We start from the raw sequence: 14,657 nt of genomic DNA, 5'->3' as shown, positions 1-14,657 counted from the left end.
ACACCGGCGACCGTGCCCGACGCCTGCTCGGCGTGCACGACCTCCAGCACGTCCTCGAACGACAGCGGCTCGAAATACAACCGGTCGGAAGTGTCGTAGTCGGTGGACACGGTTTCCGGGTTGCAGTTGACCATGACGGCTTCGAACCCGGCCTCCCGCAACGCGATCGCCGCGTGCACACAGGAGTAGTCGAACTCGATGCCCTGCCCGATCCGGTTCGGGCCCGAGCCGAGGATGAGCACCTTCGGCTTGTCCGACTGGACGGCCACTTCGGACTGCGCGTCGGGGTCGGACTCGTAAGCCGAGTAGTGGTACGGGGTCTTGGCCGCGAACTCGGCCGCGCAGGTGTCGACGGTCTTGAACACCGGCCGCACACCGAGACGGTGCCGCAACGTGCGGACACCGTCCTCACCGGCCAGTTCCGGCCGCAGCGCGGCGATCTGACGGTCCGAGAGCCCGGTGCGCTTGGCGCGGCGCAGCAGATCACCGTCCAGCACCGGCGCGTCACGGACTTCGGCGCCGACCTCGCCGATGTAGGCGATCTGGTCGATGAACCACGGGTCGATACCACTCGCCTCGTGGACCTGCTCCACGGTGGCGCCGAACCGCAGGGCACGTTCCACTTCGTACAGCCGGCCTTCGTGCGGCGTGCGCAGGTCGTCCAAAGTGGACTCCAGCGTCGCGCCCTCGGGGTCGGGCAGCGTCCAGAACCCGGTCGCCTTGGTCTCGATCGACCGCATCACCTTGCCCAGCGCCTCGGGGAAGCTGCGGCCGAACGACATCGCCTCGCCGACACTCTTCATCGTCGTGGTCAGCGTCGGGTCCGCACCGGGGAACTTCTCGAAGGCGAACCGCGGCATCTTGACGACGACGTAGTCCAAAGTGGGCTCGAACGCCGCGGGCGTCTCGCCGGTGATGTCGTTGCGGATCTCGTCGAGGGTGTAGCCGATGGCGAGCTTCGCGGCGATCTTGGCGATCGGGAAACCGGTCGCCTTCGACGCCAACGCCGACGAGCGCGACACGCGCGGGTTCATCTCGATGACGACCATCCGGCCATCGGCCGGGTTGATCGCGAACTGGATGTTGCAGCCGCCGGTGTCGACGCCGACCTCGCGCAGCACCGCGATGCCGACGTCGCGCATCACCTGGTACTCGCGGTCGGTGAGGGTCATCGTCGGCGCGACGGTGACCGAGTCGCCGGTGTGCACGCCCATCGCGTCGATGTTCTCGATCGAACAGACGACCACGACATTGTCGTGCTTGTCGCGCATCAGCTCGAGCTCGTACTCCTTCCAGCCGAGCACGCTCTCCTCGATGAGCACCTCGGTGACGGGAGACTCCGCGAGCCCGGTGGAGGCCAGCCGCTCGAGGTCCTCGGGCGTGTGTGCCATGCCGGAGCCGAGCCCGCCCATGGTGAAGCTCGGCCGGATGACCACCGGGAGCCCGAGCTCCTTGACGGTGTCGCGGACCTCGTACATGTCGTGGCAGACGCGCGAGCGCGGCACGTCGGCACCGACCGTGCGGACGATGTCCTTGAACTTCTGCCGGTCCTCACCACGCTGGATGGCGTCGATGTCGGCGCCGATCAGCTCGACACCGTACTTGTCGAGCACACCCCGCTCGTGCAGCGCGACGGCGCAGTTGAGCGCCGTCTGCCCGCCCAGGGTCGCGAGCAGCGCGTCCGGCCGCTCTTCGGCGATGACCTTCTCGACGAAGTCGGGAGTCACCGGCTCGATGTAGGTGGCGTCGGCGAACTCGGGATCGGTCATGATGGTGGCCGGGTTCGAGTTCACCAGGGACACACGCAGCCCTTCGCTGCGCAGCACCCGGCAGGCCTGGGTACCGGAGTAATCGAACTCCGCCGCCTGCCCGATCACGATCGGCCCGGAGCCGATCACCAGCACGTGCTGGATGTCCGTCCTCTTCGGCATCAGGCCTTCTTCTCCATGAGCGAAACGAAATCGTCGAACAGGGGGGCCGCGTCGTGCGGGCCGGCCGCGGCTTCGGGGTGGTACTGGACCGAGAACGCCGGGACGTCGAACGCCCGCAGGCCCTCGACCGCGCCGTCGTTGGCGCAGTAGTGGCTGACCTGAGCCGCGCCGAACGGCGACTCGAAGCGCTGCCCTGGCTCGCCTTCCAAGGCGAAGCCGTGGTTCTGCGCGGTGATCGCCACCGACTTGGTCGCGACGTCGATCACCGGGATGTTGATGCCGCGGTGCCCGTAGCGCATCTTGTACGTGTCCAGGCCGAGCGCGCGGCCGAGGACCTGGTTGCCGAAGCAGATGCCGAACAGCGGGATCTCGCGGCCGAGCACCTGCTTGGTCAGCTCGGTGGCGTGCGTCGTGGTGGCCGGGTCGCCCGGGCCGTTCGACAGGAACACACCGTCCGGCTCGACCGCCAGCAGCTCGTCCAGGGTGGACGTGGAGGGCAGCACGTGCACCTCGATGCCGCGCTTGACCATCTGGCGCGGGGTGTTGGACTTGATGCCCAGGTCCAGCGCCACGACGCGGAAGCGGACGTCACCGGAAGGCGAGATGACGTACGGCTTCGGCGTGGTGACCTGGCCGGCCAGGTCCGCACCCTCCATCTTCGGGCTGGCCAGCACCTCGGCGACCATGTCGTCGACCGTGCCCAGCGCGTCACCGGAGAACACCCCGGCCCGCATCGCACCGAGCTCACGCAGATGGCGGGTCAGCGAACGGGTGTCGACCTCGGCGATACCGACGATCCCCTGGCGCACCAGCTCCTCATCCAGAGACCGCTTCGAGCGCCAGTTGGACGGCGTGCGCGCGGGGTCGCGCACCACATAACCGTTGACCCAAATCTTCGAAGACTCGTCATCCTCGTCATTCCAGCCGGTGTTCCCGATCTGCGGCGCCGTCTGCACCACGATCTGCCCGTGGTACGACGGATCAGTCAGCGTCTCCTGGTAACCCGTCATGCCGGTGCAGAACACCGCCTCACCCAGGGTTCGCCCCTGCGCGCCGTAGGCAGCGCCGCGGAACACCCGGCCGTCTTCGAGTACCAGTGCGGCCTGCGCGCGCGCGTTCACTGGGCACCTCCCTTGATCTTGAGCTGTTCGATCCACTGTGGATAGTCGTCGAGGTCGTCGCCGCGGAAGCCGGTGTCGAGCCCGGTGTCACCGAGCCGCCAGGTGACGATCAGCAGCGCGTCCGTGCCCATCACCTTCCCGGCGATCTTGGTGTCCCGCCGGACGCCGGTGATCGCGTCGCGCGGGATCCAGAAGTCGGGCGCGCCGCCGCGTTCGACCGCGATACCCCCGCCGTGCAGGCGCCAAACCGCGCCGGTGCGCAGTCCCGCGCCGCGGGTGACGATCCGGTTCTGCCACTCCCCCGCGATCGTCGTCGCGAGGTAGACGCCGGTGGACTCCAGCAGGACGTCCCCCGGGTCGGCGGGAACGGCGGGGAACGGCGGCAGCTGGGCGCTCTGCGAGCGGGACTTGCGCCGCCAGCCGACGTACATGCCCCAGAGGCAGAGCAGGAAGAAGGCGACGATCGCCAGCACGAGCCAGAAGCGCTCCATCAGCCGATCTTCCCGTCCCGCGCGGTGATCCGCCCGCGCAGCAGCGTCGCGGTCACCACGCCGGGCAGCCGCATTCCCTCGTACGGGGTGTTGGCCGCGATGCTGGCCAGTTCCGCGCCCCGGACCGTCCACTCGGCGTCCGGGTCCACCAGGGTCAGGTTCGCCGGCTCGCCCACCGCGATCGGGCGGCCCTGGTCGGCCAGGTTGCCGATCTCGGCGGGCCGCTCGCTCAGCACGCGGGCGACGCCGCGCCAGTCGAGCAGGCCGGTGCGGACCATGGTCTCGGTGACGATGGACAACGCCGTCTGCAGCCCGAGCATGCCCGGCCGCGCCGCGCTCCACTCGGTGTCCTTGTCCTGCACCGCGTGCGGGGCGTGGTCGGTGGCGACGCAGTCGATGGTCCCGTCGGCCAGCGCGGCCCGCAGCCGCGCGGTGTCCGATTGGGTGCGCAGCGGCGGGTTCACCTTGTTCACCGGGTCGTAGGTGCCCAGGCGCTCGTCGGTGAGCAGCAGGTGGTGCGGGGTGACCTCGGCCGACACCTTCGTGCCGCGGTCCTTCGCCCAGCGCAGCACGTCGGCCGTGCCCGACGTGGAAACGTGGCAGACGTGCAGCCGCGCCTTCGCGTGCCGGGCCAGCAGGCAGTCACGGGCCACGATGGACTCTTCCGCGGCGGCGGGCCAGCCGGTGTAGCCGAGCCGGGCCGCGCGCTCGCCCTCGTGCGCCTGGGCGCCGACGGTCAGCCGTGGCTCCTCCGCGTGCTGCGCGATGACGACGTCCAGCGCGGTCGAGTACTCCAGCGCCCGGCGCATCAGCAGCGGGTCGGCGACGCAGAGGCCGTCGTCGGAGAACACCTTCACCCGGGCCTGCGAGTTCGCCATCGTGCCCAGCTCGGCGAGCTTCTCGCCCTTGAGCCCGACGGTGACCGCGCCGACCGGGTGGACGTCGACCAGGCCGACCTCCTGGCCGCGCCGCCACACGTGCTCGACGATCACGGCGTTGTCGGCGACCGGGTCGGTGTTGGCCATGGCGAACACCGCGGTGTAGCCGCCGAGGGCCGCCGCGGCCGAGCCGGTGTCGATGGTCTCGGTGTCCTCGCGGCCGGGTTCGCGCAGGTGGGTGTGCAGGTCGACGAAGCCCGGCAGCAGCACCTGGCCGTTCGCCTCGATGACTTCGGCGTCTTCCGGGACGTCGACGGCGCCGATCGCGGTGATCACGCCGTCCTCGACGAGGACGTCGACCGGGTCGCCTTCGCCGTAGGGCCGGGCGCCCTTGATCAGGGTGCTCACGCTGCGGCTCCTTCGCTGGCCAGGAGGTGGTAGAGGACCGCCATGCGCACGTGGACGCCGTTGCGGACCTGTTCGGTGATGGCCGAGGCCGGGGAGTCGGCGACCGCCGAAGCGATCTCCATCCCGCGCAGCATCGGGCCGGGGTGCAGGACGACCGCGTGGTCCGGCAGCAGCTTCTGCCGCCGTTCCGAAAGGCCGTACGCGATCGAGTACTCACGCGCGCTCGGGAAGAACCCGCCGTGCATCCGCTCGGCCTGGACGCGCAGCATCATCACCGCGTCGACCGCGGGCAGCTCGGCGTCCAGGTCGTGCGAAACGGTCACCGGAAGGCTTTCCACACCGTAAGGCAGCAACGTCGGCGGTGCGACGAGCACGACTTCGGCGCCCAGGGCCGAGAGCAGGTGGATGTTCGAGCGGGCGACCCGGCTGTGCAGGACGTCCCCGACGATGGCGATCCGGCGGTCCTTGAGGGACCCGAGCCGCTCCCGCAGCGTCGCCGCGTCGAGCAGCGCCTGCGTGGGGTGCTCGTGGGTGCCGTCGCCGGCGTTGACCACCGACGTGCCGGGGTCCGCCAGCCAGCCGGCGAGGCGCTGGGCGGCGCCGCTGGCCGGGTGCCGGACGATCACGCAGTCGGCGCCCGCGGCGGCCAGCGTCAGCGCGGTGTCCCGCAGGGACTCGCCCTTGTTCACCGAGGAGCTGGACGCGGAGACGTTGACGACGTCCGCGCTCATCCACTTCCCGGCGATTTCGAACGAGACGCGGGTGCGGGTCGAGTTCTCGTAGAACAGGGTGATCACCGTGCGGCCGCGCAGCGTCGGCAGCTTCTTGACCTCGCGGCCGAGCAGGGTGTGCTTCAGCTCGTCGGCGGTGTCGAGCACGGCCGTGGCCAGCGCCGGGTCCAGGCCGTCGGTGGCGAGCAGGTGCTTCACGAGTCCTCTCCGGGGGTTTCCGCGGCTTCCGATGGGCGCAGCAGGACGGCGTCGCGGCCGTCGATCTCGGCCAGCAGGACGGACACGCCCTCGGTGCGCGCGGTCGGCACGTTCTTGCCCACGTAGTCCGCGCGGATCGGCAGCTCGCGGTGACCGCGGTCGACCAGCACGGCCAGCTGCACGGCACGGGGGCGGCCGTGATCACGCAGGGCATCGAGCGCGGCCCGGATCGTCCGGCCGGAGAAGAGGACGTCGTCGACGAGGATCACGACGCGGTCGTCGATGCCGTCGGGCGGCAGCTGCGTCTGTTCGAGCGCGCGCGGCGGGCGGCGGCGGAGGTCGTCCCGGTAGAGGGTGACGTCGAGGGCGCCGGTCGGCGGGCGGACCCCGGAGAACTCGCCGATCTTGTCGGCCAGGCGGACGGCGAGTGGCGTGCCGCGGGACGGGATGCCGAGCAACACGGGCGGGGTAGTGCTCTCGGCACCGTTCGCGGTTTTTTCGATGACCTGATGGGCCATTCGGGCGATCGTGCGCGCGACATCGCCGGCCGTCAGGAGCTCGCGCTCCCCGGCCGAACCAGCCGCGTCACGCGGGCGTGACGACAAACCGGACTCCTTCCCCGCCTCACCGGACGGGTCCTTAAAGGACGTCTGTTCCCCTGCTGGTCGGGGCTTTCGCACCGACAGTAGCAGGCACTTTGCTCAGTCTTCCGGGTGGTGTGGCGTGATTCGCGGCAAGCTTCTGCTTGACCTGGTGACAACAATGCGTAACCATTACTCTGAGTATTCGACTCAGCGAGTCCCCCGGCCCGGTCACCCCGACCGGGAGGGGGTGAAGAACGGAGAACGACCAGATGGGCGATTACGCCAAGGCGCTCGGGGCCAAGCTCCGCGGGATCCGCCAGCAGCAGGGCCTGTCCCTGCACGGGGTCGAGCAGAAGTCCGGTGGGCGCTGGAAGGCCGTCGTCGTCGGCTCGTACGAGCGTGGCGACCGCGCCGTCACCGTCCAGAAGCTGGCCGAGCTGGCCGACTTCTACGGTGTGCCGGTGGTCGAGCTGCTGCCCGAGGGCCGGGTCCCCTCCGGTGCCGAGCCCGCCACCAAGATCGTGATCAACCTGGAGCGCCTGCAGCAGCTGCCGGCCGAGAAGGTGGGCCCGCTGGCCCGCTACGCGGCGACGATCCAGAGCCAGCGCGGCGACTACAACGGCAAGGTGCTCTCGATCCGCACGGAGGACCTGCGGTCCCTGGCGATCATCTACGACATGACCCCGGGCGAGCTGACCGAGCAGCTCATCGACTGGGGCGTCCTGCCGCCGGAGGCGCGTCCTTCCAAGGAGGACTGATCTCCTCGTGTGTTGTGCCGACGCAGTGAGCGTCCCCCGGTGGGGCACCGGAGACGCTCACTGACTCGTCGGGGGGCCCGTTCACGAGGGGTCACGGAGTTGCCCGCGGGCGCGATAGGGTGACTCATGCCTCTGAGCACGTACCAGGTCAGAGCTTCGATCGCCGTGTCCGACATCAACCGGGCCGTCGAGTTCTACGAAGGCCGGCTCGGCCTGCGGGCGCTGCAGTCCGGCCCCAGCGCCCACGTCGCCGACGGCAGCCGAACCTACGGGTCCGGCGGCGGACCGGCGCTGAACGTGTACCAGTCCGATACCGCCGGGAAGAGCCCGGCCACGCTGGCGACCTGGTACGTCGACGACATTGACGAGATCGTTGCCGAACTCGCATCGACCGGCGTCGAGTTCATCCGCTACGACCAGCTCGAACACGACGCGAAGGGGATCACCGCCCGGGCCGGTGGTGGGCGGATCGCCTGGTTCCAGGACCCGGACGGCAACACCTTCGCCATCGAAGCCGACGCCTGAAAGGGCATGACCTCCGGCCGAACCCCGGGCCCCCGGCCGTGGTCAGCTGACCGGGGGGCCAGGCGGGCTCTACAGGACCGCGCGCAGGCGGTCGGCGATCGTGCCGATCCGGCCCAGGACGCCGTTGACGAACCGCGGCGAGTCGTCCGTGGACAGTTCCTTCGCCAGGCCGACGGCCTCGTCGATCGCGACCGGGTCCGGCACGTCCTCGGCCCAGAGCAGCTCGTAGACCCCGACCCGCAGCACCGCGAGGTCGACCTTCGGCATCCGCTCCAGGGTCCAGCCCTGCGCGTGCTCGGCCAGCAGCTCGTCGATCCGGGCCTTCCGGCCGGTCACGCCCTCGACCAGGCTGATCGTGTAGTCCGCGATCGGGTCGACGTCCGTCGCGCCGACCCGGTCGGCCAGCAGCGTCACCGCGTCGGTGTCGCGCTGGGCGGCCTCGTACAGCATTTCCACCGCGCGACGGCGCGCCTGCCTGCGGCTGATCGCGCCGCCGCGGTTCGGGTGGGGTTTCGACGTCGGCATCAGCTGGAGACGCGGCCCAGGTAACGGCCGTCGCGGGTGTCGACCTTGATCTTCTCGCCGGTGGAGAGGAACAGCGGGACCTGGATCTCCGCGCCGGTCTCCAGCGTCGCCGGCTTGGTGCCGCCGGTCGAGCGGTCGCCCTGCAGGCCGGGGTCGGTGTGCTGGATGACGATCTCGACCGACGTCGGCAGCTCGACGTACAGCGGCTCGTTCTCGTGCACCGCGACCTGGACCTCGGTGTTCTCGAGCATGTAGTTGGCGTTGTCGCCGACGACCTCGGCCGGCACGGTGATCTGGTCGTAGGTGTCACCGTCCATGAACACGAAGTCCTGACCCTCCTTGTAGAGGTAGGTCATGTTCCGGCGGTCCACCGTGGCCGTCTCGACCTTCGTGCCCGCGTTGAACGTCTTGTCGACCACCTTGCCGGTGAGCACGTGCTTGAGCGTCGTGCGCACGAAGGCACCGCCCTTGCCCGGCTTGACGTGCTGGAACGCGGTGACGGTCCACAGCTGGCCGTCCAGGTTCAGGACGAGCCCGTTCTTCAGGTCGTTGGTCGTGGCCACGAGCTTGCAGTCTCCTGTGTCGAATCTTCGGGTTCGGGGCCGCTGTCAGACGACCACGAGGTTCTTGGTGCTCAGGGTGAGGAGTTCGGGCTCCCCAGCCCGCACGACGAGCGTGTCCTCGATGCGCACGCCACCGCGGCCCGCGAGGTACACGCCGGGCTCGACGGTGACCGCCATACCGGCGGCCAGTGTACCGACGCCCGTCGCGGCGAAGCTGGGCGCCTCGTGGATCTGCAGGCCGACGCCGTGCCCGAGGCCGTGCGCGAAGTGCTCGCCGTGGCCCGCGTCCGCGATCACCCCGCGCGCCGCGGCGTCCACATCGGACACCTCGGCGCCCGGCACGACGGCGGCGACCCCGGCCGCCTGGGCGGCGTGCACGAGCTCGTAGACCTCCCGCTGCCAGTCCGCGGGCTCGCCGAGGACGAAGGTGCGGGTCATGTCGGAGTGGTAGCCGTCGACGGTGGCGCCGAAGTCCATCTTGACGAAGTCGCCGCGCTTGAGCTCGGCGTGCGTCGGCTGGTGGTGCGGGATGGCGGAGTGCGCGCCGGCGGCGATGATGGAGGCGAAGCTGGGCGCGGCCGAGCCGTGCTCCAGCATCCGGTTCTCCAGGTCACGGGCGATGTCCAGCTCGGTCCGCCCGGGCCGCAGCCCCCCGGCGGCGACCAGGTCGTCCAGCGCCCGGTCGGCGGCGGCGCACGCCTGGCGCAGCGCCTCGATCTCGGCTTCGTCCTTGACCTCGCGCAGCCGCTCGACGAGGCCGGGGGTCCGCTTCAGGGGCAGCTGGGCGTTGAGGGCCTCGTAGGTCTCGACGCTGACGTGCTGGCTCTCGAAGCCGACGCGCCCGTAGGTCTTCGTCTTCCCGGCTTTCGCGACCAGCGCGGCGGCGCTGGCCCGGTCGACGACGGTCTCCAGGTCGGGCACCTCGGCGGCCGCCTGGGTGGTGTAGCGGCCGTCGGTGCAGAAGAGCGTCTTGCCGTCGCCCTCGGCGTGCAGCAGCAGGGCGGCGTTCGAGCCGGTGAACCCGGTCAGGTAGCGGATGTTGAGCAGATCGGTGACCAGCAGCGCGTCGACACCGGCTCCGGTCAGGAGCGTGCGCAGCGCGCCACGACGTCGTCCATGGGTTTCAGGCACCGCTCCAGCCTAGTTCCCCGGTGGCCGGGTGACCGGCCGGTAGGCCGCGCCTACACTCCGCAGCATGAGCACCTGGGTGATCCGCGGACTGGCGATGGCGGTGCTGCACGGCGTGGCGTTGACGCTGCTGGCCAAGTACGCGGTGTACCACCCGACGGACCAGACCCTGGCTGTTTCGCTGACGCTGGCGGTCCTGGTCGGCGCGGCGGCCCTGTGGGCGGCCCTGGACGCCTGGCGCGCAGTCCCCGACCGCGGCCGCGCGTGGTTCATCGCGGCCCTGGTGGCGGGGGTGGTGTCGGGCATCCTGTACGTGATCGGGCGAGCGGTGTTCGTCGACCAGACGGGGTTGTCCGAGCTGGGCGGGGCCCTGACCGGCGGGGCGGCGTTCTCGGCGTTGCTGGTGCTGGTCCCGGCCGGGCTGGGGTTGTTCGTCGGAGGACGGATCGGCGGTGCCCGGGCGGGCGAGGAGGAGCCGCGGGAGGTGCCTTCGCCGCGGCCACGGCGGGTCAGGCCGCCCAGCCGGGAGTCGCGCGGGTAGGCCCGGGTTGGCTCGGCCTGGCCGCGCTTGACTCGGCCTGGCTCAGCCCGACCGGCGCGGCCCAGCTCAGCCCGCCTGACTCGGCCCGGCACAACCCGACCGGCGCGGCCCAGCCCAGCTCAGCCCGCCCCGGCCCCGCTCAGCGACCGTGTTCCCCTCACCCGGCCAGCGCCGGGCCCGGCCGGTAGCCGTCCCACTGCGTGTCGGTCACCGGGTGGGGGGTCGAGGCGTTGCCCGCCGCGACCAGGGCGTCCGGGATCGGCCACCGGCGGTGGTCGTCGAGGATCAGGGCCAGGCCGCCGCCCGGGGCCTGGACCGCCTCGGTGCCCGAGCGCAGCCGGGCCGTCACCGGCAGGGCCGCCACCTCCGGCGGGGCCTTCTCCAGCAGCTCGACCGCCAGGGCCGCGGCGACCGCGCGCCGGTCGATGCGGACGCGCTGGCCCGCGCGGACCAGGTCCATCGTCCGCTCCGGCGACGGCATCGTGACCCCGTCGAACGTCGCCGCCAGCCGGGCGGGGTTCGCGCACGCCTGGCTGCCCAGCAGGTCCAGCCCGAAGTGCCGCAGGTCGGTCGGGGCGCCGGCGCCGCCGACCACGGTCGCGCGCACCAGGTCGAACGGCACCCGGTCGCACGGGACGGCCGACGACAGCGGTGCGTGCCCGTCCGCGCGGCGGACCAGGCCCGGCCCTTCCCGCCACGGCCCGGGCACCAGCACCGGCCGGAACGGGTGCTCGGTGAAGTCCGCGGTCCAGAACGTCAGCGTCGTCCCGCCGTCGGTCTCGTGCGCGACGACGAACGCGGCGAGCGCGCCCACCCACATCAGGTCCGCACTGAACCCGTCGACGATCGACCGGGCGCGCGGCGCCGACGTCGACGCCACCGGCACGAACCCGCCGACGTCCAGCGACTGCACGCCCGAGCCGAACGCCGGATCGCGCGAGCGGAGCAGGAACTGCCCCGCGCCGTTGGCGCCCGCGGCCCGGCCGGTGGTGTCGGTGAACATCAGGTAGAACCAGCCGTCGAGGTAGACGGCGGACGGCTGGCCGGCCCCGTAGACGTTCTCCCGGTGCACGTCGTGCGACGGCCCGAGGATCGGCCGTCCGCCGGCCGCGCGGGTCCAGTGGACGCCGTCGGTGCTGGTGGCGAGCCCGATCGCGTTGCCGAGCGCGTGGTCACCGGCGGCGCCGGTGTAGTACAGGTAGTAGGTCGAGCCGACGCGCAGCACCGACGGGTCGCAGGTGTGCATGCCGTCGAACTGCCCGGGCGCCCCGGAGAACACCGCGGCCGGAATCCCGCCACCCGGTCCGGTGAACGGCCCGTCGAACGACTGCCCCTGTGCGTAGAGGATGTCGTCCCCGGCCGGTCCGGCGCCGCCGTACTGGCTGCACCACCACATCCGGGTCTGCCCCCGGTCGAGCATCACGGACGGCCCGTAGTTGTAGACGGCATCGGCCCCACCGGCGGCGATGACCCCGCCACTCTGCCGGGGGTCACCCGAAGCGAGCTTGACGTCGGTGGGCCGCGGCGGCTCGGCGGCCTTGCCCCCGGCGATGGCCGGCTGCTCCCCCGCGGCTTGCGGCTGGGCGTAACCCTGGGTGCAGCCCGCGAGGAGAAGCCCGGCCAGAACGCCGGCAAACAAGGCACGAGCGGGTCGCCGATCCCGGCGACGAAACGGGTGCACGGCACCGGAGTGTAGCGACCGGCTTCACCCGTCCGAGCGACTGCGCCACCACTCGACGGTCACCCACTCGTGACGGCCCCACCCCGCCGGCTCGAACGTCCGGAATGACTCATTCAAGACACCCGCGGCAAACCACTCGGCCCCCGTCAACTCCCGGCGGGCCCCTCGACCGCAACCAGCTCGACCTCGAACCCGGCCTCGTTCTCCAGGTACGCCGCGTAATGAGCGTCCCCGCCCGCGTACGGATACCGGTCGGCGAACAGCGGCCGCCAGCCATGGGCGGTCGCGCGCGCCGCCAGAGCGTCGACCTCCGCCCGGGTCGCCACGTGCAGCGCCAGGTGGTTCAACCCCGGCCGCGTGCGCTCGTGCGACGTCGCGCTCACCGCCGGCGAGGCCTCGACCACGAGGTACGTCCCGCCGAGCCGCCAGCTGATCCCCGCCGGCCAGCGCTGGAACTCGCGCCAGCCGAGCTCGCCGAGCAGCCAGCCCCAGCTGCGCTCGGCTTCGGCCAGGTCCGGCACCCACAGCTCGATGTGGTGCGGCCGCCCGTGCGCCGCGGGCAGCGCCACCAGCACGCGGTGCAGGTCGCCGTAGTGGACGCCGCTGCCGACGTCGAGGAAACCCAGGCGCTCGGCCACCTTCCGGCTCGCCGCGTTCCGCTCGTGGACCAGCGCCCACACCGCCGGGAGCCCGAGCGTGCCGAGCCCGTGGTCCAGCACCGCGCGGGCGGCCTCGGTGGCCAGGCCCTGCCCCGCGTGCGCGCTCGCGACGTAGTAACCCAGTTCCGGCACCCCGTCCGGCAGCTCGGCCGACGGACGCAGGTGCGCGACACCGATCACCTCGCCGTCGCGTTCGATCACCCAGTGGCCCTGGCCGGCCGGGCCGCGGTAGTCCAGCCGGCGGTCCACCATCGCGCTCGCGGTGGCCGGATCGGAGAAGTCCGCCGCGAAGAACCGGCTCATCTCCGGGTCGGCGAACACCTTCACCACGGCTTCGCGGTCGGCTTCGGTCAGCGGCCGCAGCCGCAGCCGCGGCGTGCGCAGAGCCGGCCGGGTCATCCCGCGTGGGTGGCGAGCCAGCGCAGGGCGAGCGGGTAGCCGTCCACGCCGAGCCCCGCGATCACGGCCGTCGCGATGTCCGACAGCACGCTGTGGTGCCGGAACGCCTCCCGCTTGTGCACGTTCGAGATGTGCAGCTCGATCAGCGGGGCGGTCAGCTGCGCCGCGGCGTCGCGCACCGCGATCGAGTAGTGCGTCCACGCGCCGGCGTTGAGGACCACCGGGTGGCCGCCGTCGGCGGCTTCGTGCAGCCAGCCGACCATCTCGCCCTCGTGGTCGGTCTGCCGGACCTCGACGTCGATCCCCAGCTCGTCCCCGGCCTTGACGCACAGCGCCGCGAGGTCGTCGTGGGTGGTCGAGCCGTAGACCGACGGCTCGCGCTTGCCGAGCCGGCCGAGGTTGGGGCCGTTGAACACGAACGCCTTCACAGCAGCACACTCCCGCCGCTGCGGGTGGGTTCCGCCGCGACCGCCGAGTACGCGGCCGCCAGCAGCGCCGGGTCCGGGCCCTCCAGCCTGCCGGGCCGGGCGAGGCCGTCGAGGACGACGAACCGCAGCGCCCCGGAGCGGGTCTTCTTGTCGCCCTTCATGGTTTTCAGCAGCTCCGGCAGCGCGTCGGCGTCGTACGTCGTCGGCAGGCCGATCAGCTTCAGCACCGCGGCGTGGCGCTCGGCCGTGGCGTCGTCGAGCCGCCCGGCCAGCCGCGCCAGCTCGGCGGCGAACACGAGGCCGACGCTGACCGCGGCGCCGTGGCGCCACCGGTACCGCTCGCGGCGCTCGATGGCGTGGCCGAGGGTGTGGCCGTAGTTGAGGATCTCCCGCAGGTCGGACTCGCGCAGGTCGGCGGCGACGACGTCGGCCTTGACCCGGATGGAGCGGCGCACCAGCTCGGCCAGGACGTCGCCGGCCGGGTCGAGCGCCGCGGCCGGGCCGGCCTCGACCAGCTCGAGGATGCGCGGGTCGGCGATGAAGCCGGCCTTGATCACCTCGGCCATCCCGGCGACGAGCTCGTTGCGCGGCAGCGTCTCCAGCGTCGCGAGGTCGACGAACACCGCGCTCGGCTCGTGGAACACCCCGACCAGGTTCTTGCCGGCGTCGGTGTTGATGCCGGTCTTGCCGCCGACCGAGGCGTCGACCATGCCGAGCAGCGTCGTCGGCACGTTGACCAGCCGGACCCCGCGCATCCAGGTGCCCGCGACGAACCCGGCGAGGTCGGTGACGGCACCGCCGCCGAGCCCGACCACGACGCCGCGGCGGTCCAGCCCGATCCGGCCGAGCACCTCCCAGCAGAAACCCGCGACGGTCAGCGCCTTGCCGTCCTCGGCGTCCGGGATCTCGACGCGGTGGGCGTCGAGGCCGGCCGCGTTCAGCTCGTCGCGGATGGCCTCGGCGGTGGCGGTCAGCGTCGGCGGGTGGATCAGCGCGATCTTCGAGGCGTCGGCCAGGTGCTCGGTGAGGTCGCCGAGCAGGCCGCGCCCGACCACGACGTCGTAGGGCTGGGCGGTGGCGACCGGGATACGCGCCGGATCAGACACGG

16 protein-coding genes are annotated in these 14,657 nt (G+C 71.8%); 3 read left to right on the top strand and 13 right to left on the bottom strand.

Translation table 11 applies throughout. The features are described from left to right. The 6 genes from carB to pyrR form a co-directional block, all read right to left on the bottom strand. The coding region (carB, locus tag DV20_RS42560; protein ID WP_043778176.1) for a carbamoyl-phosphate synthase large subunit at window positions 1-1,931 on the bottom strand (1,931 nt) is incomplete at its 3' end. Further along, the gene (carA, locus tag DV20_RS42555; RefSeq protein ID WP_043789698.1) at window positions 1,931-3,052 is read right to left on the bottom strand and encodes a glutamine-hydrolyzing carbamoyl-phosphate synthase small subunit; all 1,122 of its coding nucleotides are present in this window, start codon (window positions 3,050-3,052) and stop codon (window positions 1,931-1,933) included. The genes carB and carA, both read right to left, overlap by 1 nt. Further along, window positions 3,049-3,543: a PH-like domain-containing protein gene (locus DV20_RS42550; protein WP_043789696.1), complete on the bottom strand. Its 495-nt coding sequence runs from the start codon at window positions 3,541-3,543 to the stop codon at window positions 3,049-3,051. Before DV20_RS42550 ends, carA begins: the two co-directional genes overlap by 4 nt. Next, on the bottom strand, window positions 3,543-4,829 hold the full coding sequence (locus DV20_RS42545) for a dihydroorotase (RefSeq protein WP_043789694.1): 1,287 nt from the start codon (window positions 4,827-4,829) through the stop codon (window positions 3,543-3,545). The genes DV20_RS42550 and DV20_RS42545 overlap by 1 nt, the downstream gene beginning before the upstream one ends. After that, the gene (locus DV20_RS42540) at window positions 4,826-5,758 is read right to left on the bottom strand and encodes an aspartate carbamoyltransferase catalytic subunit (RefSeq protein WP_043789692.1); all 933 of its coding nucleotides are present in this window, start codon (window positions 5,756-5,758) and stop codon (window positions 4,826-4,828) included. Before DV20_RS42540 ends, DV20_RS42545 begins: the two co-directional genes overlap by 4 nt. Beyond that, window positions 5,755-6,363, bottom strand: coding sequence for a bifunctional pyr operon transcriptional regulator/uracil phosphoribosyltransferase PyrR (gene pyrR / locus DV20_RS42535; protein WP_043789690.1), 609 nt, complete (start codon window positions 6,361-6,363; stop codon window positions 5,755-5,757). Before pyrR ends, DV20_RS42540 begins: the two co-directional genes overlap by 4 nt. Window positions 6,364-6,611: 248 nt before the next feature. Here pyrR and bldD point away from each other — a divergent pair, with 248 nt between their 5' ends. Both bldD and DV20_RS42525 read left to right on the top strand, forming a co-directional pair. Next, the gene (gene bldD / locus DV20_RS42530) at window positions 6,612-7,100 is read left to right on the top strand and encodes a transcriptional regulator BldD (RefSeq protein ID WP_003096372.1); all 489 of its coding nucleotides are present in this window, start codon (window positions 6,612-6,614) and stop codon (window positions 7,098-7,100) included. Between the two features lie 126 nt (window positions 7,101-7,226). Further along, entirely contained in the window at window positions 7,227-7,625 is a 399-nt protein-coding gene (locus DV20_RS42525) for a VOC family protein (RefSeq protein WP_043789685.1), read from the top strand. Between the two features lie 69 nt (window positions 7,626-7,694). Here DV20_RS42525 and nusB read toward each other — a convergent pair whose 3' ends face one another. The 3 genes from nusB to DV20_RS42510 are packed head-to-tail and all read right to left on the bottom strand — an operon-like array spanning window position 7,695 to window position 9,844. Then, window positions 7,695-8,150 (bottom strand): transcription antitermination factor NusB, encoded by a 456-nt coding sequence (gene nusB, locus DV20_RS42520; protein WP_003096361.1) that lies wholly within the window; start codon window positions 8,148-8,150, stop codon window positions 7,695-7,697. After that, window positions 8,150-8,713, bottom strand: a complete 564-nt coding sequence (gene efp / locus DV20_RS42515; RefSeq protein WP_043789682.1) for an elongation factor P — start codon at window positions 8,711-8,713, stop codon at window positions 8,150-8,152. The genes nusB and efp overlap by 1 nt, the downstream gene beginning before the upstream one ends. Before the next feature lie 45 nt (window positions 8,714-8,758). Continuing rightward, a complete protein-coding gene (locus tag DV20_RS42510; RefSeq protein ID WP_043789680.1) occupies window positions 8,759-9,844 on the bottom strand; it encodes a M24 family metallopeptidase in 1,086 nt (361 codons plus the stop codon). Window positions 9,845-9,938: 94 nt separating this feature from the next. On the opposite strand from DV20_RS42510, the gene DV20_RS42505 reads away from it, so the two are divergent. Further along, a complete protein-coding gene (locus DV20_RS42505; protein ID WP_043789706.1) occupies window positions 9,939-10,382 on the top strand; it encodes a B-4DMT family transporter in 444 nt (147 codons plus the stop codon). A 157-nt stretch (window positions 10,383-10,539) separates the two neighbouring features. Here the strand turns inward: DV20_RS42505 and DV20_RS42500 are convergent, their stop codons facing one another. From DV20_RS42500 to aroB, 4 genes are all read right to left on the bottom strand, one after another. After that, complete coding sequence (locus DV20_RS42500; RefSeq protein WP_043789677.1) at window positions 10,540-12,021, bottom strand: glycoside hydrolase family protein; 1,482 nt, start codon at window positions 12,019-12,021, stop codon at window positions 10,540-10,542. A gap of 188 nt (window positions 12,022-12,209) precedes the next feature. Next, on the bottom strand, window positions 12,210-13,121 hold the full coding sequence (locus tag DV20_RS42495; RefSeq protein WP_043789675.1) for a GNAT family N-acetyltransferase: 912 nt from the start codon (window positions 13,119-13,121) through the stop codon (window positions 12,210-12,212). Then, window positions 13,118-13,549, bottom strand: a complete 432-nt coding sequence (aroQ, locus tag DV20_RS42490; protein WP_043789673.1) for a type II 3-dehydroquinate dehydratase — start codon at window positions 13,547-13,549, stop codon at window positions 13,118-13,120. Before aroQ ends, DV20_RS42495 begins: the two co-directional genes overlap by 4 nt. Beyond that, window positions 13,546-14,655 (bottom strand): 3-dehydroquinate synthase, encoded by a 1,110-nt coding sequence (gene aroB / locus DV20_RS42485; protein WP_043789670.1) that lies wholly within the window; start codon window positions 14,653-14,655, stop codon window positions 13,546-13,548. Before aroB ends, aroQ begins: the two co-directional genes overlap by 4 nt. Window positions 14,656-14,657 lie beyond the last annotated feature (2 nt).

Source organism: Amycolatopsis rifamycinica (assembly GCF_000695625.1).
Lineage (GTDB): Bacteria > Actinomycetota > Actinomycetes > Mycobacteriales > Pseudonocardiaceae > Amycolatopsis > Amycolatopsis rifamycinica.
This window is presented reverse-complemented; position numbering and strand designations above follow the sequence as displayed.